This window comes from Enterobacter vonholyi (assembly GCF_008364555.1).
Lineage (GTDB): Bacteria > Pseudomonadota > Gammaproteobacteria > Enterobacterales > Enterobacteriaceae > Enterobacter > Enterobacter vonholyi.
Window position 1 is genome coordinate 345,709 of record NZ_VTUC01000001.1, and the last position, 25,463, is coordinate 371,171.

The 25,463-nt window shown below is 56.5% G+C and carries 26 protein-coding genes; 8 read left to right on the top strand and 18 right to left on the bottom strand.

What is annotated here, in order from left to right:
* Positions 1-70: 70 nt before the first annotated feature.
* Together phoR and phoB are read right to left on the bottom strand one after the other, a co-directional pair.
* Positions 71-1,366 (bottom strand): phosphate regulon sensor histidine kinase PhoR, encoded by a 1,296-nt coding sequence (gene phoR, locus F0319_RS01665; protein ID WP_045909799.1) that lies wholly within the window; start codon positions 1,364-1,366, stop codon positions 71-73.
* A 21-nt stretch (positions 1,367-1,387) separates the two neighbouring features.
* The gene (gene phoB, locus F0319_RS01670; RefSeq protein WP_008503265.1) at positions 1,388-2,077 is read right to left on the bottom strand and encodes a phosphate response regulator transcription factor PhoB; all 690 of its coding nucleotides are present in this window, start codon (positions 2,075-2,077) and stop codon (positions 1,388-1,390) included.
* A 187-nt stretch (positions 2,078-2,264) separates the two neighbouring features.
* Here phoB and sbcD point away from each other — a divergent pair, with 187 nt between their 5' ends.
* Both sbcD and sbcC read left to right on the top strand, forming a co-directional pair.
* Positions 2,265-3,470, top strand: coding sequence for an exonuclease subunit SbcD (sbcD, locus tag F0319_RS01675; RefSeq protein WP_149366129.1), 1,206 nt, complete (start codon positions 2,265-2,267; stop codon positions 3,468-3,470).
* Complete coding sequence (gene sbcC / locus F0319_RS01680) at positions 3,467-6,598, top strand: exonuclease subunit SbcC (RefSeq protein WP_149366130.1); 3,132 nt, start codon at positions 3,467-3,469, stop codon at positions 6,596-6,598. Before sbcD ends, sbcC begins: the two co-directional genes overlap by 4 nt.
* 76 nt (positions 6,599-6,674) lie before the next feature.
* On the opposite strand, the gene mak is transcribed toward sbcC, so the two are convergent.
* Positions 6,675-7,580 carry a fructokinase gene (gene mak / locus F0319_RS01685; RefSeq protein WP_111963438.1) on the bottom strand — a complete coding sequence of 302 codons (906 nt, stop codon included), beginning with the start codon at positions 7,578-7,580 and terminating at the stop codon, positions 6,675-6,677.
* A 123-nt stretch (positions 7,581-7,703) separates the two neighbouring features.
* Between mak and rdgC the strand changes: the two genes are divergently transcribed.
* On the top strand, positions 7,704-8,618 hold the full coding sequence (rdgC, locus tag F0319_RS01690; protein WP_023310540.1) for a recombination-associated protein RdgC: 915 nt from the start codon (positions 7,704-7,706) through the stop codon (positions 8,616-8,618).
* Between the two features lie 48 nt (positions 8,619-8,666).
* On the opposite strand, the gene ppnP is transcribed toward rdgC, so the two are convergent.
* From ppnP to F0319_RS01715, 5 genes are all read right to left on the bottom strand, one after another.
* Entirely contained in the window at positions 8,667-8,954 is a 288-nt protein-coding gene (ppnP, locus tag F0319_RS01695) for a pyrimidine/purine nucleoside phosphorylase (RefSeq protein ID WP_008503270.1), read from the bottom strand.
* A gap of 71 nt (positions 8,955-9,025) precedes the next feature.
* Positions 9,026-9,703, bottom strand: coding sequence for an AroM family protein (locus F0319_RS01700; protein ID WP_111963439.1), 678 nt, complete (start codon positions 9,701-9,703; stop codon positions 9,026-9,028).
* 237 nt (positions 9,704-9,940) lie between these two features.
* Entirely contained in the window at positions 9,941-10,132 is a 192-nt protein-coding gene (gene yaiA / locus F0319_RS01705) for a protein YaiA (protein WP_023334675.1), read from the bottom strand.
* A gap of 44 nt (positions 10,133-10,176) precedes the next feature.
* A complete protein-coding gene (aroL, locus tag F0319_RS01710) occupies positions 10,177-10,701 on the bottom strand; it encodes a shikimate kinase AroL (RefSeq protein WP_032639634.1) in 525 nt (174 codons plus the stop codon).
* Positions 10,702-10,845: 144 nt separating this feature from the next.
* Complete coding sequence (locus F0319_RS01715) at positions 10,846-11,304, bottom strand: YaiI/YqxD family protein (protein ID WP_149366131.1); 459 nt, start codon at positions 11,302-11,304, stop codon at positions 10,846-10,848.
* A gap of 97 nt (positions 11,305-11,401) precedes the next feature.
* On the opposite strand from F0319_RS01715, the gene proC reads away from it, so the two are divergent.
* The gene (gene proC, locus F0319_RS01720; protein WP_111963440.1) at positions 11,402-12,211 is read left to right on the top strand and encodes a pyrroline-5-carboxylate reductase; all 810 of its coding nucleotides are present in this window, start codon (positions 11,402-11,404) and stop codon (positions 12,209-12,211) included.
* Positions 12,212-12,225: 14 nt separating this feature from the next.
* Here proC and adrA read toward each other — a convergent pair whose 3' ends face one another.
* The 6 genes from adrA to F0319_RS01750 form a co-directional block, all read right to left on the bottom strand.
* Positions 12,226-13,329 carry a diguanylate cyclase AdrA gene (gene adrA, locus F0319_RS01725; RefSeq protein ID WP_111963441.1) on the bottom strand — a complete coding sequence of 368 codons (1,104 nt, stop codon included), beginning with the start codon at positions 13,327-13,329 and terminating at the stop codon, positions 12,226-12,228.
* 102 nt (positions 13,330-13,431) lie between these two features.
* Entirely contained in the window at positions 13,432-13,752 is a 321-nt protein-coding gene (gene psiF / locus F0319_RS01730) for a phosphate starvation-inducible protein PsiF (protein WP_008503278.1), read from the bottom strand.
* Between the two features lie 89 nt (positions 13,753-13,841).
* The gene (phoA, locus tag F0319_RS01735) at positions 13,842-15,257 is read right to left on the bottom strand and encodes an alkaline phosphatase (protein WP_149366132.1); all 1,416 of its coding nucleotides are present in this window, start codon (positions 15,255-15,257) and stop codon (positions 13,842-13,844) included.
* Positions 15,258-15,356: 99 nt separating this feature from the next.
* On the bottom strand, positions 15,357-15,617 hold the full coding sequence (iraP, locus tag F0319_RS01740; RefSeq protein WP_024906786.1) for an anti-adapter protein IraP: 261 nt from the start codon (positions 15,615-15,617) through the stop codon (positions 15,357-15,359).
* A 209-nt stretch (positions 15,618-15,826) separates the two neighbouring features.
* Complete coding sequence (locus F0319_RS01745; protein ID WP_048990434.1) at positions 15,827-17,041, bottom strand: multidrug efflux MFS transporter; 1,215 nt, start codon at positions 17,039-17,041, stop codon at positions 15,827-15,829.
* 168 nt (positions 17,042-17,209) lie between these two features.
* Positions 17,210-17,893, bottom strand: coding sequence for an extensin-like domain-containing protein (locus F0319_RS01750; protein ID WP_149366133.1), 684 nt, complete (start codon positions 17,891-17,893; stop codon positions 17,210-17,212).
* Positions 17,894-17,996: 103 nt separating this feature from the next.
* On the opposite strand from F0319_RS01750, the gene ddlA reads away from it, so the two are divergent.
* Positions 17,997-19,097, top strand: coding sequence for a D-alanine--D-alanine ligase (ddlA, locus tag F0319_RS01755; protein ID WP_149366134.1), 1,101 nt, complete (start codon positions 17,997-17,999; stop codon positions 19,095-19,097).
* Here the strand turns inward: ddlA and F0319_RS01760 are convergent.
* Entirely contained in the window at positions 19,094-19,330 is a 237-nt protein-coding gene (locus tag F0319_RS01760; protein ID WP_149366135.1) for a DUF2754 family protein, read from the bottom strand. The genes ddlA and F0319_RS01760 overlap by 4 nt on opposite strands.
* A gap of 247 nt (positions 19,331-19,577) precedes the next feature.
* Here F0319_RS01760 and F0319_RS01765 point away from each other — a divergent pair, with 247 nt between their 5' ends.
* Entirely contained in the window at positions 19,578-19,877 is a 300-nt protein-coding gene (locus F0319_RS01765) for a DUF2755 family protein (protein ID WP_008503287.1), read from the top strand.
* Here F0319_RS01765 and F0319_RS01770 read toward each other — a convergent pair.
* The 3 genes from F0319_RS01770 to F0319_RS01780 form a co-directional block, all read right to left on the bottom strand.
* The gene (locus tag F0319_RS01770) at positions 19,874-20,971 is read right to left on the bottom strand and encodes a DUF1615 domain-containing protein (protein WP_149366136.1); all 1,098 of its coding nucleotides are present in this window, start codon (positions 20,969-20,971) and stop codon (positions 19,874-19,876) included. The two genes, F0319_RS01765 and F0319_RS01770, sit on opposite strands and share 4 nt — an antisense overlap.
* 14 nt (positions 20,972-20,985) lie before the next feature.
* Positions 20,986-22,206: a peptide antibiotic transporter SbmA gene (gene sbmA / locus F0319_RS01775; RefSeq protein WP_149366137.1), complete on the bottom strand. Its 1,221-nt coding sequence runs from the start codon at positions 22,204-22,206 to the stop codon at positions 20,986-20,988.
* Positions 22,207-22,321: 115 nt separating this feature from the next.
* On the bottom strand, positions 22,322-22,855 hold the full coding sequence (locus F0319_RS01780; RefSeq protein WP_149366138.1) for an isochorismatase family protein: 534 nt from the start codon (positions 22,853-22,855) through the stop codon (positions 22,322-22,324).
* 204 nt (positions 22,856-23,059) lie between these two features.
* On the opposite strand from F0319_RS01780, the gene ampH reads away from it, so the two are divergent.
* Both ampH and hemB read left to right on the top strand, forming a co-directional pair.
* On the top strand, positions 23,060-24,220 hold the full coding sequence (gene ampH / locus F0319_RS01785) for a D-alanyl-D-alanine-carboxypeptidase/endopeptidase AmpH (protein ID WP_029739742.1): 1,161 nt from the start codon (positions 23,060-23,062) through the stop codon (positions 24,218-24,220).
* Between the two features lie 164 nt (positions 24,221-24,384).
* Positions 24,385-25,359: a porphobilinogen synthase gene (hemB, locus tag F0319_RS01790; RefSeq protein ID WP_021241687.1), complete on the top strand. Its 975-nt coding sequence runs from the start codon at positions 24,385-24,387 to the stop codon at positions 25,357-25,359.
* Positions 25,360-25,463 lie beyond the last annotated feature (104 nt).

The following is a 25,463-nucleotide window of genomic DNA, read 5'->3' on the forward strand; positions in this document are numbered from 1 at the left end:
TTCGCTTGACTGCAAAGCAAACGGGCCAGCGATGGCTGACCCGTGGAAAGGTAAAATGACACGCCTGCCGTCAGGCGATCTTTTTGGCAATTAATCGTTCCGGAATAACGAAACTGAAGCGGGTTCCCTTACCCAGGGTACTCTGAATATCGAGACGGCTTTCATGGTGATTGACCGCGTGTTTAACAATCGCCAGCCCCAGGCCGCTTCCGCCTGTCTGGCGGGATCGCGCTTTATCCACACGGTAAAAGCGCTCGGTCAGACGCGGAATATGCTCCGGCGCAATCCCCGGCCCGTTGTCCTCCACGCTAAACTCGGCCCCCGTGGGGGTATGGTGCCAGCGCACCACGATATCCGTCCCCTCCGGCGTATGATTCACCGCGTTATACACCAGGTTGGAAATGGCGCTGCGCAGCTCATCTTCGCTGCCCAGCACCTTCAGCGTGTTGTCGACGTCAAAGGTCAGGTGATGCTTTTTGTGGCTTAACGTCTGCGCTTCACGCTCCACGACCCGCAGCATCATCGGGACATCAATGGTGTCATTCAGCGCGAGCGTTGGCGCCGCTTCAATCTTCGAGAGCGTCAGCAGCTGCTTCACCAGCCCTTCCATCCGGTGCGTTTGCTCACGCATGGTGTGCAGCGCTTTTTCACGCGGCGCACCTTCCAGCGTTTGCTCCTGCATCATCTCCAGGTAGCCCTGCAGCACGGTCAACGGGGTTCTCAGTTCGTGGCTGACGTTGGCGAAGAAGTTGCGACGCGCCCCTTCCAGCTGGTGCATCTGGGTAACATCGCGCGCCACCATCAGCCACTGCTTATCGCTGTAGGGCATCACGCGGATTTCCAGATGGCGACCATTATTGAGCTTCAGATTGTGCGGACGGGTGAAATCACGCTTTTTCAGATACAGCGTGAACTCGGGATAGCGCAGAAGGTTGAGGATATTCTGGCCATTGTCATCCGGCCAGCGCAGGCCCAGCAGCTGCTGCGCCAGGCCGTTACACCAGAAGATCGTCCCTTCTTCGGTGGTCAGAATCACGGCATCCGGCAGCGACTCTGCGCCGCTGCGAAAACGCTTAATCAGGCTTCCCAGCTCGCGGCGACGCTTTTTATTACGCATCTGCATCTGATGCAGGCCGTACAGCAGCGGCTCCCAGCTGCCGCTTCCCGGCGGCGGCGTCATGCTTCGGTCAACCCACAGCCACCAGGAAAGGCGCAGCAGGTTCCAGAAATGCCAGATGAGCAGCCCGGTGACCGACGCCAGCAGAAACCACGGCAGGTGTCCAAGAAAGGCCCCCAGAATGAAGGCCGGAATACAGCATAAGATCAGTTCAAAGACGAGCCTTTTCCATGACAGACGTTCCAGCACGCGTCACACTCCTGTCATTGTTCAGAAACGGGTAGAAAAACGATAACCCGTGCCGCGGACCGTCTGCACCATGCGATCGTGGCCGCTCAGTTCCAGCGCTTTTCGCAGGCGGCGGATATGTACGTCAACTGTCCGGTCTTCGACATACACGTTAGTTCCCCAGACGTTATTCAGCAACTGCTCGCGGCTGTAAACGCGTTCCGGGTGGGTCATAAAGAAGTGCAGGAGTTTAAATTCGGTAGGCCCCATGTCGAGGGGATTCTCACCGGTCATCACGCGGTGAGAAGTAGGATCAAGGCTCAGCCCCTGCATTTCGATCACCTCTTCCACCGCCATCGGTGAAATACGGCGCATCACGGCTTTAATGCGAGCCACCAGCTCTTTTGGGGAGAACGGTTTAGTAATGTAATCGTCCGCACCGGTCTCCAGACCGCGCACGCGATCCTCTTCTTCTCCGCGCGCCGTGAGCATCACAACCGGGATATCGCGGGTCAGCGCTTCACGCTTCAGGTGTTTGATAAACTGCAGTCCGGAGCCGCCGGGCAACATCCAGTCCAGCAGAATCAGATCGGGCCAGGGTTCATTCAGCTGGTTCACTGCGCTGTCATAATCTTCCGCTTCAACCGGCTGGAAGCCGTTTTGCTCGAGCACGAAGCACACCATTTCACGAATTGGAGCTTCATCTTCTACGACCAGAATACGTCTCGCCATACTTTGCCCTGTCTTATCTTATTTACGTTACAAGTTTGTAATTCGGCGCCATTATGCGTCAGATTTATGACAGATTTATGAAAAACAGTACCACTATAAATGGCAAACTGTTGTTTTATTACAGCGGTTATTTTCCCTTCTCTGAACGTTTATAATCCTGCTTTCTCTTTTTTGCCACGGATCAGCTATGCGCATACTACACACCTCGGACTGGCATCTGGGTCAAAATTTTTACAGCAAAAGCCGTGCGGCTGAACATGAAGCGTTCCTGAACTGGCTGCTGGAAACGGCCCGGACGCATGAGGTGGACGCGATTATCGTGGCGGGAGATATTTTTGATACCGGCTCGCCGCCGAGCTACGCGCGCGAGCTGTACAACCGCTTCGTGGTGAATTTGCAGCAAACAGGGTGTCATCTGGTGATTGTCGCCGGCAACCACGATTCCGTCGCAACGCTGAATGAATCCCGCGACATCCTGGCGTTTCTCAATACCACCGTCGTCGCCAGCGCCGGGCACGCCCCGCAGATCCTGAAAAAACGCGACGGGTCGCCGGGGGCGGTGCTGTGTCCGATACCGTTTTTACGTCCGCGCGACATCGTGCAAAGCCAGGCGGGGCTGTCGGGTGCGGAAAAGCAGCAGCATTTATTACAGGCCATCACCGACTATTACCACCAGCAGCACGCCGAAGCCTGTGCACTGCGGGGTGACCAGCCGATTCCGGTGATTGCAACCGGGCATCTCACCACGGTCGGGGCCAGTAAAAGTGACGCCGTGCGTGACATCTATATCGGCACGCTGGATGCCTTTCCGGCGCAAAACTTCCCGCCAGCCGACTACATCGCGCTAGGCCACATCCACCGCGCTCAGGTCATCGGCGGCTGCGAGCATATCCGCTACTGTGGCTCACCTGTTTCGCTCAGCTTCGACGAAACGGGCAAAGCCAAATCCGTGCATCTGGTGAGTTTTAGCGAGGGCAAACTCAGCGCCGTCGAGACGCTGGAGGTGCCCGTCACCCAGCCGCTGGCGGTGCTGAAGGGCGATCTCGACGCCATTTCCACCCAGTTGGAGCAGTGGCGCGGCGTCGAGCAAGATCCCCCCGTCTGGCTGGATATCGAAATCACCACCGACGACTACCTGCACGATATGCAGCGAAAAATCCAGGCACTGACCGAAGACTTGCCGGTAGAGGTGTTACTGGTGCGCCGCAGCCGCGAGCAGCGCGAGAAAATTCTGTTAAGCGCTCAACGCGAAACGCTCAGTGAGCTTCGGGTTGAAGAGGTGTTTGAACGCAGGCTCTCGCAGGAGGAAATCGACGACACGAAGCGCGCAAGACTCAGCGAACTGTTCAGCCATACCCTGCATGCGCTCAATGATGAGGAAGAAAACGCGTGAAAATTCTGAGCCTGCGCCTGAAAAATATCAACTCCCTCAAGGGCGAGTGGAAAATTGACTTTACCGCTGAGCCGTTTGCCAGCAACGGGCTGTTTGCCATCACCGGCGCGACCGGGGCAGGTAAAACTACCCTGCTCGACGCCATCTGTCTGGCGCTTTATCACGAAACGCCGCGCCTGAATAAGGTCTCCCAGGCGCAAAACGATCTGATGACGCGCGACACCGCCGAGTGCCTGGCGGAAGTGGAGTTCGAGGTAAAAGGCATCGCCTACCGCGCCTTCTGGAGCCAGAACCGGGCGCGCAACCAGCCTGACGGGAACCTGCAGGCACCGCGCGTTGAGCTGGCGCGCTGCGAAGATGGCAAAATCCTGGCCGACAAAGTGACGGATAAACTGGAGCAAACCGCCGCGCTCACCGGGCTGGACTATGGCCGCTTTACCCGCTCGATGCTGCTCTCACAGGGGCAATTTGCTGCCTTCCTCAACGCCAAACCGAGCGATCGTGCCGAGCTGCTGGAAGAGCTGACCGGCACCGAGATCTACGGCCAGATTTCCGCCATGGTGTTTGAAAAACACAAAGCCGCCCGCAGCGTGCTTGAAAAGTGCGAGGCGCAGGCGGCGGGCGTCGTGCTGTTGAGTGAAGAGCAACAGCAGCAGTTACAGCAAAGTTTGCAGGCACTTACTGACGAAGAGAAAATCCTGCTGGAACAGCAGCAAAGCCAACAGAAAGATTTTCAGTGGCTTACGCGCCATGAAGAGCTCGTAAGAGAGCAACAGCGCGTCAACGCGCTCCAGCAGCATGCGCAACAGGCGCTGGCGGACGCAGCACCTGAGCTGGCAAAACTCCAGCTTGCTCTGCCCGCCGCCCAGCTTCGACCGCTTTGGGAGCATCAGCAGGAACAAACCGCACGCCTGACGCAAACGCAGCAGCGTATTATCGAAGTAAATACTCGCTTACAAGCCAAAACCGCACTGCGCGCGCGGATCCGCAACTCTGCACTGCGTAACCACGAGCAGCTACATACCGAACTGACGTCGCTGGCGCAGTGGCTGGCGGAGCACGAGCGTTATCGCCTGCTGGGGCAGGAGATCGCCGGATGGCGTGCCCAGTTCTCGCAGCTTAACCGCGATAAAACGCAGTTAGCCTCGCTTGCGGCGCGGATAGGTGAATTACGCAACAAGCTGGCTGAGATGCCGGAAAATGCGCTGACGCTAACGGCGGACGAAGTCAGCGTGGCCATGGAGCAGCAGTCCCGGTCACGCACGCTGCGCCAGCAGCTGACGTCGCTGCATGCCCGCTATCAGCCGCTGCAAAAGCGCCTGCGTCAGAGCGGTGAAAGCGTGCAGAAGGCGCAGGCCGAACAAAATAAACTCAATGAAACGCTGACGCTGCGCCGCCAGCAGTACAAAGAAAAAAACCAGCACTATCTCGACCTGAAAGCCCTGTGCGAGACCGAAGCAACAATCAAGAAGCTGGAGCATTACCGTTCGCAGCTTGAGGCGGGTAAACCCTGTCCGCTGTGCGGTTCCTGCGAACATCCGGCCGTTGAGCAATATCAGTCGCTTGAGCTGACGGATAACCAGCGCCGCCGTGATGCCCTGGAAAAAGAGGTCGCCGCCCTTAAAGAGGAAGGCCTGCTGGTGCTGGGACAGGTCAATGCCCTGACTCAGCAGATCCAGCGTGAAACAGACGACGCGCAGACGCTTTCTCAGGAAGAGCAAGCGCTCACTAAAGAGTGGATGGCGGCCTGCACGTCCCTGAACATTGCGTTGAATATTCAGGATGATATCGCGCCATGGCTGAACGAACAGGAACAGTACGAGCGCCAGCTTTATCAGCTCAGCCAGCGGCTGACCCTGCAGAACCAGCTGAGCGAACAGGAAGCGCAGGAGCGGCAGTATCAGCAGCAGCTGGCGGCCACGCGCCAGGCGCTAGAACATGCCCTGCTCGCGCTCTCACTTAACGCACCTGAAGAGGGTCAGGAAGCCGCCTGGCTTCAGGCCCGTGAAGCTGAATTCGCGCAGTGGCAGGAGAAGCAAGCGCAGCACGGCGTGCTTCAGGAACGCATAAACGCCCTGAAGCCGCTGCTCGACGCGCTACCGGAAACGAACAGCGAAGACGCCGAACCGGCCATTCCTGACCACTGGCGCGACGTCCACGACGAATGCGTGTCGCTGCAAAGCCAGCTCACCGCGCAGCAGCAGCAGGAAAAGCTGGAGCAAGAGCGACTGCAGCAGTCGCAGACGCAGTTCAGCGCGGCGCTCTCGGCGAGCTGCTTTGCCGACCAGGACGCGTTTCTTGCCGCCCTGCTGGATGACGATGCCATTCGCCACCTCGAACAGCGAAAGCAGTCGCTGGAAAACCAGATACAGCAGGCCGCGGCCCTTTGCGATCAGGCGAACCAACAGCTGCAGTCTCATCTGGCGCTGCGGCCGGAAGGGCTCAACGAAGATGCTCCTGCGCTGCAAAGCCAGCTGCAGCAGCTGGCGCAACGGCTGCGCGAGAACACCACGCATCAGGGTGAGTTCCGTCAGCAGCTTAAGCAGGACAGCGATAACCGGCAGCATCAGCTGGCGTTGATGCAGGAAATTGAAGAGGCCGCGCGCCAGGCAGACGACTGGGGGTACCTGAACGCGCTGATCGGCTCGAGCACCGGCGACAAGTTCCGCAAGTTCGCCCAGGGGCTGACGCTGGACAATCTTGTCTGGCTTGCTAACCAGCAGCTTAACCGTTTACACGGGCGTTATTTATTGCAGCGTAAGGCCAGCGACGCGCTGGAGCTGGAAGTGGTGGATACGTGGCAGGCGGATGCGGTTCGTGATACCCGCACGCTCTCAGGCGGCGAGAGCTTCCTGGTCAGCCTGGCGCTGGCGCTGGCGCTTTCCGATCTGGTGAGTCATAAAACGCGAATCGATTCCCTGTTCCTGGATGAAGGGTTCGGCACGCTCGACAGTGAGACGCTGGATACGGCACTGGATGCGCTCGACGCACTGAACGCCACCGGGAAAACCATCGGCGTGATCAGCCACGTAGAGGCGATGAAAGAGCGTATTCCGGTGCAGATCAAGGTTAAGAAAATTAACGGGCTGGGGTATAGCAGGCTGGATAAGGAATTTGCGGTGGGGTGAAGGGTGGCACGGTGCGTTCTGGTGCCCCTCACCTTTGCCCTCTCCCACAGGGAGAGGGAATAAACACTATTTGCTTTTATTCCGGCCACAGCCACGCCGCGCCGCGCACGCCGCTGGAGTCACCGTGGACAGCTTTGCGGATCGGGGTTTCACACTCGCCGCCGAAAACCCACTGTTTCACCAGGTTCGGTACCGTGGCGTACAGCCGGTCGACGTTGCTCATGCCGCCGCCGAGCACAATCACGTCCGGATCGAGAATATTCACCACGTGGGCCAGCGATTTCGCCAGCCGCATTTCGTAGCGGCTCAGCGCCAGCTCCGCCACCGGATCCTGCGCTTCGACCAGACGCATGATCTCATTACCCTTGAGCGGCTGGCCGCTCAGGCGATGGTAGTCGGTCGCAAAACCGGTACCGGAGATAAACGTCTCAATACAGCCCTGTTTTCCGCAGTAGCACGGCACTTCAGCGCGGTATTTAAGCTCGTCTTCATCCATCCACGGCAGCGGGTTGTGACCCCACTCACCCGCGGTGCCGTTACCGCCGATATGGGCGCGTCCGCCAAACGCCACGCCCGCACCGCAGCCGGTACCGACGATCACGGCAAACACGGTCTGGGCACCTGCCGCCGCGCCGTCGATGGCCTCGGAGACCGCCAGACAATTAGCGTCGTTGGCCAGACGCACTTCCCGGTTCAGACGTTGGCTCAAATCTTTATCGAACGGCTGACCGTTGAGCCAGGTGGAGTTGGCATTTTTAACCACGCCGGTATACGGCGAGATCGACCCCGGGATCCCCATCCCTACGCTCCCGGTTTGCCCTGTCGCCTGCTCGGCCATCTCAACCAGTTGGGCAATCGTCTCGATAGTCTGGCGATAATCATCGCGCGGCGTTGGCAGACGATGGCGAAACAGCTGCTGCCCCTGCTCGCTCAGCGCGATGACTTCTGTTTTGGTGCCGCCCAAATCGATCCCAATACGCACAAGACTCTCCTCATTATTTTGATTATCAACAGAGTAGAAGCACGCATCCCGATTAGCAATGCAAGCGATGCGACAATTCGTTATCATGCCCGCTGATTTAACGACAAGGCCGTGGAAATTATCATGCTGTGGTTCAAAAATTTGATGGTTTACCGTCTCAGCCGCGACGTTTCGCTGCGTGCAGAAGAGATGGAAAAACAGTTAGCCGCTTATACCTTTTCCCCTTGCGGTAGCCAGGATATGGCAAAAACCGGTTGGGTTCCGCCAATGGGTTCACAAAGCGATGCACTGACCCACGCCAGCAGCACGGGTCAAATTATCGTCTGTGCCCGTAAAGAAGAGAAAATCCTGCCGACGCCGGTGGTTAAGCAGGCGCTCGAGGCGAAAATTTTTAAGCTGGAAGCCGAACAGGGCCGCAAGCTGAAAAAAACCGAAAAAGATTCGCTGAAGGACGAAGTACTGCACTCCCTGCTGCCGCGCGCCTTTAGCCGCTTCAGCCAGACCATGATGTGGATCGACACCGTCAACGGGCTGATCATGGTGGACTGCGCCAGCGCCAAGAAAGCAGAAGATACGCTGGCCCTGCTGCGCAAAAGCATCGGATCTTTACCGGTCGTTCCGCTGGCGCTGGAAACGCCGATCGAGCTGACGCTGACCGAATGGGTACGCAGCGGCGCTGCGGCCCAGGGCTTCCAGATCCTTGATGAAGCCGAGCTGAAAGCCCTGCTGGAAGATGGCGGCGTGATCCGCGCGAAGAAGCAGGATCTGGTCAGCGACGAGATCGCCGTACACATCGAAGCGGGTAAAGTGGTCACCAAGCTGGCGCTCGACTGGCAACAGCGCATCCAGTTCGTGATGTGCGACGACGGCTCCGTGAAGCGTCTGAAGTTCTGCGACGAGCTGCGCGATCAGAACGAAGATATCGACAGAGAAGATTACGCCCAGCGTTTTGACGCAGATTTCATCCTGATGACCGGCGAGCTGGCCGCGTTGATTCAGAATCTGGTGGAAGGTCTCGGCGGCGAAGCGCAGCGATAACGGGCAAAACGTAGGCCGGGTAAGCGTTAGCGCCACCCGGCTAATTTTTTATTTCAGGTAGCGGCACAGATAAGAGGTGGGCTCAGCCACCTGCAAATGAAATTCGCTGTGGCCAGGGACGTTGAAAACTTGCCCGGCAGCGTAAACTTTCCATTCCGTTTCGCCCGGCAGCAGGACGTTCAGCGCACCGCTGACGACCGTCATTTCTTCCGCTTCCGCCGTGCCAAAGGTGTATTCCCCTTCTGCCATTACGCCAACGCTGGCGCGGCCAGTGCTGCTGCTGGTAAAACCAATGGATTTCACTTTACCGGAAAAGTATTCGTTACTCTGAAGCATGAACTGGCCCTTATATTTTTAGATAAAAATTCACTATAGGGGCCATGCTCATCACCTGTCACGCAAAATCATTACACGAGCAGTTCCGAGGCCAGGCGAGCCATCAGTACGTTGGATAACAGCACCGGGACATCCAGCGCTTTTTGCAGTAAATCACGATGATGCTGGTGGAAACCCAAGCAGTCCAGAATCAGTACATCGGCCCCTCTCTCCAGCAGTTCCTTCCCGGCAGCAATGAGTTTGGCCTCACTGTCCCAGAACGGATTGGCCAGTGCGTACAAAGGCACTTTTTCCAGCACGTGCCATTTTGCCTCCTGGTTATCCATGAGTTCCTCGATGGGGACAATCACCCCCACCTGATGACCATCCACGATGGAGGCCACCAGCGGCGGGATGATCCGCATCGGTTCCAGCAAAATCGCATTGCGCGCCATGAGCCCCTTAATGGGAGCCGTGCTCATCAGCAAAATAACGTCATAACCTTGATTATCGAGCACTTCTATCACGCCCTGCAGCGAGCGCTCGATTTTCTGGCGTGAAACGTGCGCCAGTTTACCGTCACTTAATAACGTCGCCAGGGGATCCTCCCCCGCCTCGACAGCGTAGTCCTCCATGACCTCTTCCCGACTCATCTTCCCCAACAGGCTAAGATGCGTTATCTGTTGTTCAGATACATGCTCGGTTAAGAGCGGTAACACTTCGCTTACAGGGACCACACCAATGGTGAGGATCGCCAACGTTGCCTTCATCTTTATCGCCTTCCATTACTCCAACATCGTGCATACAGGTACAGGCTCACTACGCTGCACAGTTCGTTTTTTCAACAAAACAGCACCAAGCGTAGCAGGTGATCCCGACATCGAAATGTAAAGATCGCCTGCCGATACCAGAGTTACTTGTAATAACTAAATATTAACTCCTGCTTAACTTTCACGATGAGTAAAAAGTGTGATTCAGGCACGATCCTGGAGCGTTTAGGAAAACATTCAGGTTATGTCGGGATCTTCATAGCGCCGTTTCGCATCCAGCGCTTCCTGTTCAGTCTCGTGTTCACTGATCAGCGAGTCCGGCTTGGGGTGATCGGCACGCAGTTGATACCAGGTCACGGTATGACCCGTATGGCCTTTTTCAACGGTAACAATGCGCGCTTCACGCGGATAGGGAGGTCTGGTTGGCATAGCTCATCCTTTTTTTATGTCTGAGCTATAAGTATAGACGCCGCTTAGCTGGCACAAGCCAAACGCAGGGCGGTAATAATCTGAATCACAACGTCTTCAGGAGAGGCTGACGCATCCACCACGTGGTGAGCCGCTTCGCGGTATAACGCATCGCGTTCCGCCAGCACTTCACTCACCTCTTCGTTCAGCGGCCTGGAGGTCAGCGCAGGGCGTTGCCCCTCTTCCGGAAAGGCTTCCAGACGCCCAACCAGGGCCGACACCGGCGCGCTAAGGTAGATCACAATCCCCTTTTCGCGCATAAAGTGACGATTACACTCCGCCAGAACAATGCCACCCCCGGTCGCGATCACGGCAGACGGGGTGGTGACCGCTTTCAGCGCGGCCGTTTCGCGCGCGCGAAAGCTCTCCCATCCCTCTTGCTCAACAATCTCAGCGATGGTTTTTCCGGCCTCGGTTTGCAGCCAGTGGTCGGTATCCACAAACTGGCGATGACACACGCGTGCCAGCTCCAGGCCAACGGTGGTTTTCCCACAGCCGCGGGGGCCAACTAAAAAGATGGGTTGGGTCATAGCCAGGTGTTCCCCTTGATGCCGGATGGCTGAAGAGTGTAAAGAAATAATTGCAGAAGATGTTGCGATTACTTTACTGCAAAGCGGTACGGGATGACAACCCTGTGGAAGCCACACTGTACCACAAATTGACAATAATTATCATTACGCTGTGCGGCGCTTCACTTCCAGCAGCCATTTATCCAGTTCGGCAGCAAACTGCTGACGATCGCGCGGTGACAGGCTGTCCGGTCCCCCGGTCTGCACGCCGCTGGCCCGCATCGTATCCATAAAATCGCGCATGGTGAGCTTCTCGCGAATGGTCGACGGCGAGTATCGCTCTCCGCGCGGATTGAGCGCCGCGGCCCCTTTTTCCAGCACTTCGGCAGCCAGCGGAATATCCGCCGTGATCACCAGATCCTCCGCGCTGCACAGGCGGACAATTTCGTTATCCGCCACGTCGAACCCGGCCGGCACGCGCAAAGAGCGGATGAAGCGCGAAGGCGGTACGCGAATATTCTGGTTCGCCACCAGCGTCAGCGGCATCTGAACGCGCTCGGCGGCGCGAAATAAAATCTCTTTAATCACATTCGGACACGCGTCCGCATCAACCCAAATCGCCATATTGTCTCCCCATAATAACTCTGCCGACTATTGTCGCCTGCATTTCGTTGTTAAGCTATCAATCAGAGAAAACAACGCATAATGACGGAGAATCGTGATGGACAAGAAAATCGGGTTTATCGGCTGCGGTAACATGGGCAAAGCCATCCTGGGCGGCCTGATCGCCAGCGGGCAGGTGCTGCCGGGTCAGATTTGGGTCTATACCCCGTCACCGGACAAGGTCGCCGCGTTGCGCGATCAGTACGGTATCAACGCCGCCGAAAGCGCGCAGGAAGTGGCCCAGGTCGCCGATATCGTCTTTGGTGCCGTCAAGCCGAACATCATGATCAAAGTACTGAGCGATATCACCTCCAGCCTGAATAAAGAGACGCTGGTGGTGTCGATTGCCGCGGGCGTCACCCTCGATCAGCTGGCGCGCGCGCTGGGTCACGATCGTAAAATCGTCCGCGCGATGCCCAATACCCCTTCGCTGGTCAACGCCGGCATGACCTCCGTCACGCCTAACGCGCTGGTGACCTCAGAAGAAGTGGCTGATGTACTGAACATTTTCCGCTGTTTCGGCGAAGCAGAAGTGATTGCCGAATCGATGATCCATCCGGTGGTCGGCGTCAGTGGATCAGCCCCTGCGTATGTCTTCATGTTTTTAGAAGCGATGGCCGATGCCGCCGTTCTTGGTGGAATGCCGCGCGCCCAGGCGTATAAATTCGCCGCGCAGGCCGTCATGGGCTCCGCCAAAATGGTGCTGGAGACCGGTAAACACCCGGGTGAGCTGAAAGATATGGTCTGCTCCCCAGGCGGTACCACCATTGAAGCGGTGCGGGTGCTGGAAGAGCGCGGGTTCCGCTCGGCCGTCATTGAGGCAATGGCAAAATGCATGGAAAAATCAGAGAAGCTGAGTAAATCCTGATTTCTGACCGGGCGTCAGGCGGCCACTTCGGTGCGGCCGCGCCCGGCATTTTTCGCCCTGTACAGCGCCACGTCAGCCGCCTTCAGCCATTCCCGATAATGTCCAAACTGCGGCCCCCAGGGAGCAACGCCTACGCTGATGCGCAGCGCTTCTTTTGGTGCGCACGGTAACGTCAGTTTTTCCAGCCGCTCATGCAACCGCGACATCACCGCGATGGCGCTTTCCGCCGCGGTCTGCGACATAATCACCGCAAACTCATCCCCACCAAACCGGCCTATAGCATCGCCTGACCGTACTGACCGCTGGAGCTGACGCGTAATGGCGATGATCGCCTCGTCGCCCACAGCGTGCCCCCAGGTGTCGTTGATGTTTTTAAAGTGGTCGATATCAATCAGCAAAATCGTGGCGGTGCAGTGGTCGCGGCGGCAATGCTCAAATTCATTTCGCAGCAGCATTTCCCAGTGGCGGCGATTAAAGACCCCGGTCATGCCGTCACGGGTGCTCATCATTTCCAGCCGCTGCTTGTGCTCTGCAAGCCTGACGGCGGTGCGGTGGCTGAGCCAGGCAAACAGCATGGGATAAAGCACCAGTACGGGCAGCGTTAGGCCCCACTCTACCGGGTCGGGCCTGAAAACAGCCACGCTCCCGACAAGCGGCAGCGTCACCAGCGCGGAGAGCAGAGTCAACAGGATCCCCGGGATAAACAGGCGACAGCCCCCGGAGCCCATCATATTCATACCTACCATCATCACCAGCGCTGCCGAGGGTAACGCGCTCATCCCCATCACGCCGATCCAGAGCCCGGCAATGATGGCATCGATCTTAAGATTGAACACTTCCTGCTGTTGAGGTGACGCGGCCCGGCAGGATAACTGCCAGGCGAAATGGGGCCATACGAACGCCCAACCGACCAGTAAAAGCCACCAGCCTCCGGGTAAAAAATGGGTGACCAGCATTCCCGCAACCGGGAAAAACATCGCTGCCAGCCCCACGGCGCGCGCCAGCCGAACCCGCCGGGCAAACTGAATGCCGGCACGGTGAGGGTCATCCTGAGAAAGGGTTAAATTCCACTCTTCCCGAATGCGCTTTTTGTTGTAATACGTTTCATCATTCATCATTTTTGGGAATATTCTGAAACATTTTCCCAAATTATAGAGAGGGGGTCTGCGGGGAAAGTATGAAATTTCGGGTGAGCCGCCGATGCCGCTCACCCGTTCGAACTACACTTTTTTCTTCAGGCAGGCACTCATGAACTTGCTGCGGTCATCCCCTTTAAGGGACTGCTCGGTTGCCTTGGCATTACACTCGCGCATCTTTTGCTGCTGAGGCGTCAGGCTTTTTTCAGCCGGTTTCGAGGCGCCGTTTTTGAGGCAGTCGCTCATGTAAGTCTTACGAGCATCGCCCTTAAGACTCTGAGACGTCGCCTGTTGATTACAGGTAGTCATACGCTGCTGCTGCGGCGTTAACGTTTTCTCTTCCGCGTTCGCCGATGCGACCAGGAACAGGCCGGAGAGCAGAGTAACCAGTAATGTTGTTTTCATTGCACCATCCTTTTGTGAACATTCCCTGTAAGTCTGGTTCGTGACAGGAAAAAAACCACCCGGCAGATGTGATTTCCGCCGGGATTTTATTATTTAAGGCCCAGCGCAGCCTTCATGGTGTAGAACAGATCCGTTTGATCGGTCAGGCCTACCACGTTGGCCGCGTGCGGGCCGTAGGCGGCAATACGCAGTTGGGTGCCCGTGTGCTCCATGGACTCTTCTTCAGAGTTGCCGTAGCTCATCACCATGACGGCACCATCTTTGGTGTTTAGCGCCTGCGTCAGGCCAGGGGCTTTGGTATCTGGCGGAACGATCTGGCTGGCGTGCGCGTGGTCCGCGGTGACGATCACCAGGGTGTTACCGTCTTTTTTCGCGAACGCGAGCGCTTTCTGCACCGCTTCGTCCAGATCGACGGTTTCGCCAATCTGACCGCACGGATTTGCCGCATGATCTTGCTTATCGATCGACGCGCCTTCTACCTGCAGGAAGAACCCTTTTTCGCTCTTGCTCAGCAGAGAAATCGCTTTATCGGTCATCGCCGCCAGCGTCGGTACGCTGTCCGTGCGTTTCGGGTTTGGCGCACAGGTCACCGCAGGCTTATCGATATTGCCGTGATACGAGGCTTTTGGACCTTCCCAGCGCACGGGCATGTTGCCGTCAGAGAACAGCCCCAGCAGCGGTTTATCCTGGTTCGCCTCGGTTATCGCCGCCAGAGCATTTGCGTCACTCACCAGCTGATAGCCGCTAGCCTGCGCCTGCTCGCGCAGCGTTTTGCCCTGCCATTCGCCCGCCGTTGCGGTTTCCGCGAATGTTTTCGCGCCGCCGCCCAGCGTCACGTCAGGACGCGCGTTCAGCAACTGTTCCGTAATCGAGCCTTTGCCGCCTTTTTCCAGCGCATTCGTTGGGCACTTTTCGCTGGTCGCTGACGGGCCGTAGCACTTACGCGAGGTCACGTGTGCCACCAGCGCCGCAGGCGTCGCATCCTGAAGTTCAGCGGTGGAGACGTTGCCGGTCGCCAGGCCCGCCGCTTTTGCCATCTCCAGAAGGGTTTGATGATCTTTTTCGTGAATATCCACGCCCAGCGCACCATTATAGGTTTTCACGCCGGTGGACCACGCCGTGGCAGAGGCCGCGGAGTCCGTTACGTAATCCGGTTTACCGGTTTTTTTATCCAGCGCGTAGTGGGTATATTGTCCGGTCAACGGTAATGCGTCGATACCTTTAAAAAAGCCGCCCGCACCCTCGGCATAATTTCGCGCCGCCGTGATTTCGGAATCCCCCATTCCATCGCCAATCAGCAGAATAATATTTTTCGCCGGCTTATCATTCAGCGAAGCGCGAATAGCAGCAGTTTGATCTTCAGATAAACGACGCGCGCCGCCAGGCTGGGTGATATCCCCTTTTGCCGCACGATTATCCAGCACGCTGGTTTGCGTCGTATCAGCATAAATGGCAGGGGTAATTAACAAGGGAAGTAATGCGATGAAAAGTGCGCTCTGTTTCAATTTATTTTCTCCATGTACAAATACATAAAAATAAAAACAGAGCGACTATAGGCATCCTGCATGACAATTCTATGACACGTCGTTACGTCCTGTGACGGTTTAGCTGCGCGGATGCCTTAACAGCTTCTTTACGTACTGGTGGAGCATCTCAGCATCCTCAACCGGTACCTGCGATTCAGGCCTGACGCTATCCAGCGCGCCTTCCACGCTCTCAATCAACGCCTGCTGATCGGTTTTCGCCATTTGTCGCAGCAGCGCGGTGACCACAATTTCAAGCGCTTCGACCTGAGCCACCAGCTCTTTTGACTCTTCTTCCTTTTGTGCCAGCTTGACCAGCAATTCAGCAATGAGGTTTTTCATCGTGCCAGTTCCTTTTCAGTTTTGTCTGAAGTTATCACTCTGAATCCCTATTGCAAAGAGAAGAAATTAATTATGGTATGCAAAAGTGATACAGGAACGGAAATAAAGAGGCAGCGCCGTGAGCGAAACGTTTTTCTATAAAAAGCAGCCGCATTTTGTTATATAAAAATGCGGCTACCATAAGAATATATAATACATCTATGAAATCGTTACCTTGCCGATTTGGCCTCCGCCATTTGTCTGCGGCGTCGCAGCGCAATAGCCAGCTGGATAATATTGATTAAAACGACAATCGCTGTCGCCGCAAATACCCAACGAAAACCGGCCATCGCAGAAACGGATGCGCCAATAAGCGGGCCGGCAACATTCCCCAGATACATAAACGACTGGTTATATCCAAAAATACGCCCCGTCACCTGGTCGCTGGAATATTTGACCAGCAGGGTCTGTACCGCAGGCAACATGGCGCCATCAGCAAAGCCGAGCAGAAATCGCAATATGCCAAGCTGAAGCGGAGAGGTGACAAACGACATCGCGAAGAAGAGCACCACCGCAAAGATCAGCGTCGCCATCAGGATGCGCGCCGTGCCGATCCTGTCACCCAGTTTTCCCAGACGCGGCGCGGAAATCAGGGCTGATACGCCCGGCACGGCGGCAATCATGCCGCTAAGAAAAGCGATATTCGTGCTCTCCGGCTCCATCGACTTGATAAACAGCGCCAGAATCGGCCCCACCGAACCATTACAGAGCTGGATCACCATAGTGGTCACAAACAGGCTGATCATCAGGCCCGGATAAGGCAGCGAGGCGAAAACGGCCTTGCCGCTGAGGCGTTCAGACTTACTGATAACCGGGCGGCCCCCTTCTTTAATCAGAAAGAGCGTGACCAGAAAACTGACCACCAGCAGAACCGCAGTGATGATAAATACCGCACGCAGCCCGACGTGGTCCGCCAGAAAGCCCCCCAGCAGCGGCCCGCCGATGACGCCGCTGATCTGTGCCGTGGAGAGTGTACTCAGCGCCCAGCCGCTACGCTCGCGCGGCACCTGAGAGGCGACCAGCGCCATGGCGTTTGGAATATACCCGGACGTCAACCCCATCACCGCCCGCAGGAAGAACAGCTGCCAGACGTTGGTGGCGAAGGCCTGCAGCAGAATGGCAATCGCCATCCCGAGCGAGGCGCGTAGCAGCATCAGTTTACGGCCTTTCCGATCCGCCAGGCTGCCCCACATCGGTGACACAATGGCGGAAACCAGAAACGTGACGCTGAACGTCAGACCGGACCACATGGAAAGGGCTTCATGCGAGGTCACCCCCAGCTGCGACACGTACAGAGGCAGGAACGGCAAAATCTGGCTGATGGCCAGTCCGGTAAAGAAGCAGCCGAACCAAACCGAGATGAGATTAACTTTCCAGGATTCCATAAAGAAATAGTCTTCATTTTTAGGCGAATTCGCCGACAGATTAGCAAGTTACGCGTATTAACGTCGCACCAGAGATGCGGCCCGACTGACTTTGGTGTTTTATCTCCCCAGTCATCATATTTGTGAAATAAGTCACAATTCATCCATTTTCTGGCGGAATATTATGCTTCAACGGCAGAGCCCAAAACCGCGCATTCCCAGATGAAAATGGTTGGCATGCGCCGCGTTATACTCCGGCCCCAGTCCGTTTCCGTAGTACCCACAGCTCGCCGCCAGCATGGCCTTCAGCCAGGGCTGCGTGGTGGCCGCCTTCCAGCCGTTCAGCACCGTGACGCGTTCACCGTTCGCCAGACGAAAAGCGGCAATATCCAGCGCCTCCGCCGTGGCATGTTCACTGCGGCGCGCGTCAGGGCGATGATAAATATTGCGGCAGGCAAAGCTGCCGAGGTGGTCGATACGCGCCAGGTCACTGCCCGTATAACGTTTTGTCAGCGGCCGGGCCTGCTGGCTGATAAAGAGGGCTGAGCTGAGCGCCAGCGGGCAGCTGGCAAGAAAACTGCTGTTCAGGCCGACCGGGCCGAAGTCACTCACGCGCACGACGTTATTCAGCGGACACGCGCCGCCGCTGTCAGCCACCGGCCGGGTGCGGATGAGATCGCGTTGATTAGCCTGTGCGAGCAGGCTCGCGCACGCCTCGGGGGTTAAACGCCGAAGCTTATACTGGGTGATTCGACCCGGCGGGTCGTCAAGCATCAGCGGCATGAAAGGGTTGTAGTAAGGCGGCAACCAGCGGTAACCCACCGTTGCGATGGCCAAAATGATAAATACGGTCAGCAGCGTTTTTCCTTTCACACTCCCCCCTCAACATTCCCCAAAACATTATGGCAGAAGGCCGCGAAACCCGCCGGGCATCGTGGTATGTTATTGGCTTTTCGTCATACTGGAAGAGAGTGAGATGGCTAAGCAGCGCGTAGGTATTGTCTTTGGGGGAAAATCAGCGGAACACGAAGTGTCATTGCAATCGGCCAAAAATATCGTTGATGCGATCGATAAAAGCCGTTTCGACGTGGTGCTGCTGGGCATTGATAAACAGGGCCAGTGGCACGTTAACGATGCCAGCCAGTATCTGCTGAATGCCCACGATCCGGCACATATCGCCCTGAATCCTTCAGAAATTAGCGTCGCCACCGTACCCGGCGTCGTAAAAGGGCAGCTCATCGACGCCGGCAATGCGCAGGCTCTCGCCCAGATCGACGTCGTCTTCCCGATTGTTCACGGCACCCTGGGCGAAGATGGTTCCCTGCAGGGAATGCTGCGCATGGCCAACCTGCCGTTCGTCGGATCGGACGTCCTCGGCTCTGCCGCGTGCATGGACAAAGACGTCACCAAACGCCTGCTGCGCGATGCCGGGCTGAATATTGCGCCGTTCGTGACGCTCACCCGCGCCAACCGCGACAAACACAGCTTTACGCAAATCAGTGCAGAGCTGGGTCTGCCGTTGTTTGTGAAGCCTGCAAACCAGGGCTCCTCCGTGGGCGTCAGCAAAGTGACCAGCGAAGCTGAGTTCACGCAAGCCGTCCGCCTGGCTTTTGAGTTCGACCATAAAGTGGTGGTTGAGCAGGGCATCAAAGGTCGTGAAATTGAGTGCGCCGTGCTGGGCAACGATTTTCCCCAGGCGAGCACCTGCGGTGAAGTGATCTTAAACAGCGACTTCTACTCGTACGACACCAAATACATTGATGATAAAGGCGCGCAGGTTGTCGTGCCTGCGGCTCTCGATCCGGCGGTTAACGATAAGATCCGGGCGATCGCCATTCGCGCTTATCAGACGCTCGGCTGCTGCGGCATGGCGCGCGTGGATGTGTTCCTGACGGCGGAAAACGAGGTGGTGATCAATGAAATTAACACGCTGCCGGGGTTCACTAACATCAGCATGTATCCGAAGCTGTGGCAGGCGAGCGGCCTGAGCTACCCGGAATTGATCACCCGCCTGATCGAACTCGCGCTGGAGCGTCACGCCGCCGACAGCGCGCTTAAAAGTTCCGTAAACGGTTAATCGGCGCGCTTCGCCGACTCTGCCTCTTCCGCTGTCGTCTCTTCAGGGCGACGGCGGATAATCAACCCCGCCAGCCAGAAACTAATGACCCAGGTCACCAGCCCTACGGCATACGTTTGCCAGCCTTTTGCTTCAAACCCCAACAGGCCCACAATACCGTTAAGAATAAAGATCAGCCCGATAGCGAAGGCGTAGTAGTGCCAGTCACGGCGTAGTTTGGACGTGAGCTTCATAACAACTCCGGCAGGAAAAAAAGACATCCTCTCACAGTTTTACGGCCAGGTCTGTGGCAGATACGGAAATTCTGAAACGCGACGCAATTTCACTTAAGTTAATAAATTGTGACGTGCTGCAGAAATCAACAATCCAGGAGGATTCCGGCGCGTAAATTACCACGATTCTGATATTGACAAATGCGATGACCTGTCAAACTCACCCTGTACGAAGCGTATTAACAGAGCGATTTATCCGGAGGTCATCATGGCTGACTTTACATTGTCGAAACCGATTTTTGGCGGAAAACCAAAAACCTCTACGGCGGGTAATATCGCGTATGCCCTGTTTGTCCTGTTTTGCTTCTGGGCCGGCTCTCAGCTGCTCAATATGCTGGTGCATGCGCCAGGCGTTTATGAACATCTGATGCAGGTGCAGGATAACGGACGCCCGCGAGTTGAGATTGGCTTTGGCGTCAGCACCCTGTTCGGCCTGATCCCCTTCCTCGCGGGATGTATGATTCTGGGCGTTGTGGCATTAGTGCTGCGCTTTCGCCGCCGCCGTTAAAGCCCCATACAGCGAGCCCGGCGATCGTCCACGCGTTTTGCAAACCACGCAGTGGTCAGGTTACGCGTGATCTTCGGGCTTTCCAGCTGAATACCCGGCAGGATAGCCCTCGGTAACGTTTTCCCGCTTTTCTGCTCTGCGAGCGCAAACACCTTCTTGTACAGATCCGTTCTCTCAAAGGTCAGACTATCGCCTTTCTCAAGCTGACGGCGAATGTCGCTGTTGCTCAGACCCAGCGTTCTCGAAAGTTTCCGTACGGCAAGCTCAGTGCTCCCCGCCTCGCTGCTGCCGTAAGCGATGAGATCGCCGTCCAGCGCGAGCTTGACGCCGCTTGCGCGGCTGACCGCACTCTGGAATGCCGCATTACGGCTGGCATACCAGCCGGCGTTAAAGTCGGCAAAGCGGTACAGCGGCTCATCGTAGTTCGCCGGGTAGTTCAACAGGTGATACGTGCCGAACCACAGTCCTCCGCGCAGGGAGAAGACCTCCTGACGCACCGTACCGTCGATTTTCCACGGATAGCCGTCGGTGTGTTTCTCCGCGAACGCGATGCTTACCTGCATCGGACCGCCGGTGTGGACCGGGTTCAGGGAGCCAAACAGCTTCTGCCCCATTGGGACCATGCTGATGAAATCATCAAAGATGGCGCTAAGCTGTTTTTCGGTTTTCACCGTATCCAGCCGTTCGCTGTAGCTTTTGCCGTTCGGCGAGGTGATTTTAAGCGCGGTATGCACGAGGAACACCGGGATATGCATGGACTCCGCGCGGCGGTCGATCTCTTTCCAGGCGATTTTGTTCAGACCCGGCACAGCCGGATCTGACTGGTACATTGACTCTTGCTGCGCCACCGCCAGCACCGAACAGATGTTCTCCTCGGTCGGCGCGATCTTTTGGCTTTCAAAGGTTTTTGCCAGCGCGTCTGCCCACGCATTGCGATCCTTTACGCTGGCGGGCATTTTCTGCCGCACAACGCTCGCCACATCGACGGGCTTCTCGCCCTTTTTGAGCGGAGCGGCCCCCTTTTCGGCACAGCCTGCCAGTACAAAAGCGGCCAGAATAGTCAACGGTAACGCGCGCGGTACAGCAAAAGACATAGCAACTTCCTGTATTAGCTAAATGTGTTGGTGACTTCCTGCAGGTCACGATCGTCCAGCTCGCGTTCAAAGCTGCGCAGACGTTTGTAGATGGACATCAGTTCTACCAGCGTGGTCCAGGAGCTGATCAGGTACTGGAACGACCCGCGAACCTGACCGAAAACGTTGGTGATCTGCGTCATCAGACCGAGCGTAATCGTACCCGCAACAATGGACGGAAACAGCAGGAACAAACCGAAAACGTTATCCACCTGCAGATACAAAATACGCGCGATGTTGAAATACATATAGTGGAAGTAAAGACGGAAATAGTTACGACGCACGGCGCCAAACAGCTCGCGGACGGTCGGCGGCGAGGCGCGGTTGGCATCGTCTTCGCCATAAACCAGCTCTTTACGGTATGCGGCTTCGACGCGTTGATTTTTAAACTCCAGACCCGGCAGTTTGATCCCCACCACCGCCAGCAGGCCCGTCCCCATCAGCGACCAAACGATCGCGGCAATCACCAGACCATACGGAATATGGCCGACAATCGGCAGATCCGGTACATGCGCCGAGAGCGTTACCAGCACCGGCAGGAAGGCAATCAGCGTCATAATGGCGTTGATAAAGCTGACGCCCATGTCTTCAAGCGTGGAGGCAAAACGCATGGTGTCTTCCTGCACACGCTGTGCGGCACCTTCGATATGGCGCAGGTGCTGCCAGTGCGCCATATAATGTTCGTTCATCGCGGTACGCCAGCGGAAAACGTAGTGGCTGACGAAGAAATTGTTCATCACGCCGATGATAACCGCAATCAGGGCGATGCCGAGGAAGACGCCAACTTCATGGTAGAACTGATTGATGGTCACCTTATGCGGTGAGCTCAGCGCGGTCTGGATCAGATCGTAGAACGGCGCATACCAGGCGTTAACCGCCACGCCCACTTCCACCAGGAACCAGGTGACGAAGATAATCAGCGATGTGCCGAGGATCGACCAGTACTGCCAGCGGTGCGGAGAATAGACAAACCAAAAAAGGGCAAACAGCCCTACGCACACCGTGTAGTAGGCATAAAACAGCAGGTAGCTGAGTGACCAGAAGCGCGCCGCGCTAATCGGTACCTCGCCTGTCGCTCCCGTGATGCGCGTCAGCCATTCGCCGCCGCCCGCCTGCCAGAAAATGACAGCGATGAGTGCCCAAATAAATGCCGACAGGAAAAAAGGCCCCGGCTTTGGGAAAAAAGACTTAAACATAATGCTTCCTTCTTGTTGTTATGGCTGTTGCTGTGCACAACACGTTACCAAACGAAATACCTGCCCAAGCCAGCCTCCCGGCTCAGGCAAAAAGGTCAGACCCGAGGGTTGATTATTAGTTCGCTTTCCAGTTTTTGAGAATTGTTTCGGTGCGTTTCACTGCGAGAGGGTTCGCCGGTGCGATGAAGTTACGCCAGACGTCGTTGTGATGGTTAATCAGGATCTGTGCTTCAGCAGCCGGGCGGTTGGATGTGGTATGGGCATCTTCCGCCACGGTAATGTGATAACCCCGGCTAACGCCGTTCTTGATCGTCGCATCGACGCAGTAATCGGTGGCGCAGCCGCAGATGACAAACTCGCGAATGCCCTGGTCACGCAGCAGCGTCTCAAGCGCCGTGTTGTAAAAGGCATCACAGGCCGTTTTGGTCACGTAAAGCGCGTCAGCGGGCTGATGGAGTTCAGGCAGTAGCGCAAACCCTTCACTTCCCTCTTCCAGCCCTCCGGCTTCGGTGTGCTGAATAAAAATCACCTTGTCGGCAGCCTGCGTAAGCTGGTTGATCAGAGACACACACTTTTCGCGCTGATGACGAGGGGTTTCAAATACCCCGTTCTGCATATCGACAACCATAACCACACGCTTCTCAGACATACCGTTCTCCGTAAGATTGAGTGACACTGGTGCTTATCATAAGCCCGATGTCACAAAATGGGAGATGGCTCGTAAGTAAATTGTTCATATTTACCCATGGTTACGTTTTTCTCGCTATCGTTATGCAATTCGGGGCATTGCGCGGTACCGTTTAGTAGTATAAATACCCATTACTTTCCTATTTCACTTCATGGATGCTTTTCGTTGAAACGTTGTCTGCTCTCTTTTGCCGCGCTGTGTGCGGTGAGCTTTTCTACCGCCCAGGCAGCCCAACCGCTGACGGCACCCGTTTTAGCTTCTGATATTGCCGATCGCTACGCGAACCTTATCTATTACGGCAGCGGCGCAACCGGGATGGCGATGGTCGTCATTGACGGCAACCAGCGCGTGTTCCGCAGCTTTGGTGAAACGCGCCCAGGAAATAATGTTCACCCGCAGCTGGATTCCGTTATCCGCATCGCGTCCTTAACCAAGCTGATGACCAGCGAAATGCTGGTGAAACTGCTCGACCAGGGCGTGGTGAAACTCGACGACCCGCTCAGCAAATATGCGCCTCCAGGCGCCCGGGTTCCAACCTATCAGGGTACGCCGATTCGCCTTGTGAACCTTGCCACCCACACCAGCGCCCTGCCGCGTGAGCAGCCGGGCGGGGCGGCGCACCGTGACGTATTTGTCTGGCCAACGCGCGACCAGCGCTGGAGCTATCTGAGTACCGCCACGCTGAAGGCGGCTCCGGGGTCGCAAGCCTCTTATTCAAACCTGGCCTTTGACCTGCTGGCGGACGCCCTTTCAACGGCGGCTGGCAAACCTTATACGCAGCTGTTTGAAGAGCAGATAACCCGTCCGCTGGGCATGAAAGACACCACCTTTACCCCATCCCCGGATCAGTGCCGTCGCCTGATGGTGGCGGAGAAAGGCGCAAGCCCCTGTAATAACACGCTCGCGGCCGTGGGCAGCGGTGGGGTCTATTCCACGCCTGGCGACATGATGCGCTGGATGCAGCAGTTCCTTTCCTCGGATTTCTACGCTCGCAGCAGCCAGGCCGATCGTATGCAAACCCTGATTTATCAGCGTACTCAGCTGCACCGCGTCATCGGGATGGACGTGCCGGGTAAAGCCGATGCGCTCGGCATGGGCTGGGTCTATATGGCACCGAAAAATGGCCGTCCGGGTATTATTCAGAAAACCGGCGGCGGCGGTGGATTCATCACCTATATGGCCATGATCCCGCAGTCAAACGTGGGCGCATTTGTGGTGGTCACCCGCTCCCCGCATACGCGTTTCGTCAATATGAGTGACGGGATTAATAACCTGGTGGCTGAGCTGAGCGCCAATAAAGCCCAGGTGCTTACCGCGTCCAACTGATATTAATATTCCGTGGGCAAGCGGTTGATGTTAAACCGTTTGCTCCGAACGACACCGTTCCTGCAGTCTTGCATGATCTATCGGTAAACCGCCCACTTTAATAAACACCTAACAACGCTTTCGGGTACACTAGCCTTCTTTGTTCCACAAACATCAGGCATACCATGACCGATTTAATTGCACGTCCCCGCCGCCTGCGCAAGTCACCTGCACTGCGCGCTATGTTTGAAGAGACAACCCTGACCTTAAACGATCTGGTGTTGCCGATTTTTGTTGAAGAAGAGATCGATGACTACAAAGCCATCGAAGCCATGCCGGGCGTAATGCGCATTCCGGAGAAGTATCTGGCGCGTGAGATTGAACGCATCGCCAACGCGGGTATCCGCTCGGTGATGACCTTCGGCATCTCCCACCATACCGACGCCACCGGCAGCGACGCGTGGAAAGAAGATGGTCTCGTCGCCCGCATGTCCCGCATCTGCAAAGAGACCGTGCCGGAAATGGTGGTGATGTCCGACACCTGCTTCTGCGAATATACCTCTCACGGCCATTGCGGTGTGCTGTGCGATCACGGCGTGGATAACGATGCCACCCTGCTGAACCTTGGCAAACAGGCTGTGGTCGCTGCCGCAGCAGGTGCGGATTTCATCGCGCCATCTGCCGCAATGGACGGACAGGTTCAGGCGATTCGTCAGGCGCTGGACGCGGCCGGTTTCACCGACACCGCCATCATGTCTTACTCCACCAAATTCGCCTCCTCCTTCTACGGCCCGTTCCGCGAAGCGGCGGGAACGGCGCTGAAAGGCGATCGTAAAACCTATCAGATGAACCCGCTGAACCGTCGGGAAGCGATTCGTGAATCCCTGCTCGATGAAGCCCAGGGCGCAGACTGCCTGATGGTGAAACCGGCTGGCGCGTATCTCGATATCCTGCGCGACATCCGCGAGCGCACCGAGCTGCCGCTGGGCGCTTATCAGGTGAGCGGCGAGTACGCGATGATCAAATTCGCCGCCCTGGCGGGTGCCATTGATGAAGAAAAAGTGATCCTGGAAAGCCTCGGCGCGATCAAACGCGCGGGCGCGGATCTGATCTTCAGCTACTTCGCGCTGGATCTGGCCGAGAAAAAAATTCTGCGTTAATCCTTTTTAGCGCCGGGTGGCGGCTTCGCCTAGCCCGGCCTGTTCTCTGCTCAAATCTTCACCCAACTGCAATACAACCGACATCTGCGCCTTCTACTGTCTTC

What these genes read in the sequence shown, in the direction of transcription:
- F0319_RS01765 (WP_008503287.1), top strand. Translation starts at nt 19,578, where the DNA reads ATGGCTGACTTTACATTGTCGAAACCGATTTTTGGCGGAAAACCAAAA.
- iraP (WP_024906786.1), bottom strand. Translation starts at nt 15,617, where the DNA reads ATGAAAAACCTCATTGCTGAATTGCTGGTCAAGCTGGCACAAAAGGAA.
- sbmA (WP_149366137.1), bottom strand. Translation starts at nt 22,206, where the DNA reads ATGTTTAAGTCTTTTTTCCCAAAGCCGGGGCCTTTTTTCCTGTCGGCA.
- hemB (WP_021241687.1), top strand. Translation starts at nt 24,385, where the DNA reads ATGACCGATTTAATTGCACGTCCCCGCCGCCTGCGCAAGTCACCTGCA.
- aroL (WP_032639634.1), bottom strand. Translation starts at nt 10,701, where the DNA reads ATGACCCAACCCATCTTTTTAGTTGGCCCCCGCGGCTGTGGGAAAACC.
- yaiA (WP_023334675.1), bottom strand. Translation starts at nt 10,132, where the DNA reads ATGCCAACCAGACCTCCCTATCCGCGTGAAGCGCGCATTGTTACCGTT.
- F0319_RS01700 (WP_111963439.1), bottom strand. Translation starts at nt 9,703, where the DNA reads ATGAAGGCAACGTTGGCGATCCTCACCATTGGTGTGGTCCCTGTAAGC.
- proC (WP_111963440.1), top strand. Translation starts at nt 11,402, where the DNA reads ATGGACAAGAAAATCGGGTTTATCGGCTGCGGTAACATGGGCAAAGCC.
- F0319_RS01770 (WP_149366136.1), bottom strand. Translation starts at nt 20,971, where the DNA reads ATGTCTTTTGCTGTACCGCGCGCGTTACCGTTGACTATTCTGGCCGCT.
- ppnP (WP_008503270.1), bottom strand. Translation starts at nt 8,954, where the DNA reads ATGCTTCAGAGTAACGAATACTTTTCCGGTAAAGTGAAATCCATTGGT.
- F0319_RS01780 (WP_149366138.1), bottom strand. Translation starts at nt 22,855, where the DNA reads ATGTCTGAGAAGCGTGTGGTTATGGTTGTCGATATGCAGAACGGGGTA.
- F0319_RS01745 (WP_048990434.1), bottom strand. Translation starts at nt 17,041, where the DNA reads ATGGAATCCTGGAAAGTTAATCTCATCTCGGTTTGGTTCGGCTGCTTC.
- psiF (WP_008503278.1), bottom strand. Translation starts at nt 13,752, where the DNA reads ATGAAAACAACATTACTGGTTACTCTGCTCTCCGGCCTGTTCCTGGTC.
- rdgC (WP_023310540.1), top strand. Translation starts at nt 7,704, where the DNA reads ATGCTGTGGTTCAAAAATTTGATGGTTTACCGTCTCAGCCGCGACGTT.
- ddlA (WP_149366134.1), top strand. Translation starts at nt 17,997, where the DNA reads ATGGCTAAGCAGCGCGTAGGTATTGTCTTTGGGGGAAAATCAGCGGAA.
- F0319_RS01760 (WP_149366135.1), bottom strand. Translation starts at nt 19,330, where the DNA reads ATGAAGCTCACGTCCAAACTACGCCGTGACTGGCACTACTACGCCTTC.
- phoB (WP_008503265.1), bottom strand. Translation starts at nt 2,077, where the DNA reads ATGGCGAGACGTATTCTGGTCGTAGAAGATGAAGCTCCAATTCGTGAA.
- adrA (WP_111963441.1), bottom strand. Translation starts at nt 13,329, where the DNA reads ATGATGAATGATGAAACGTATTACAACAAAAAGCGCATTCGGGAAGAG.
- sbcD (WP_149366129.1), top strand. Translation starts at nt 2,265, where the DNA reads ATGCGCATACTACACACCTCGGACTGGCATCTGGGTCAAAATTTTTAC.
- F0319_RS01715 (WP_149366131.1), bottom strand. Translation starts at nt 11,304, where the DNA reads ATGGCGATTTGGGTTGATGCGGACGCGTGTCCGAATGTGATTAAAGAG.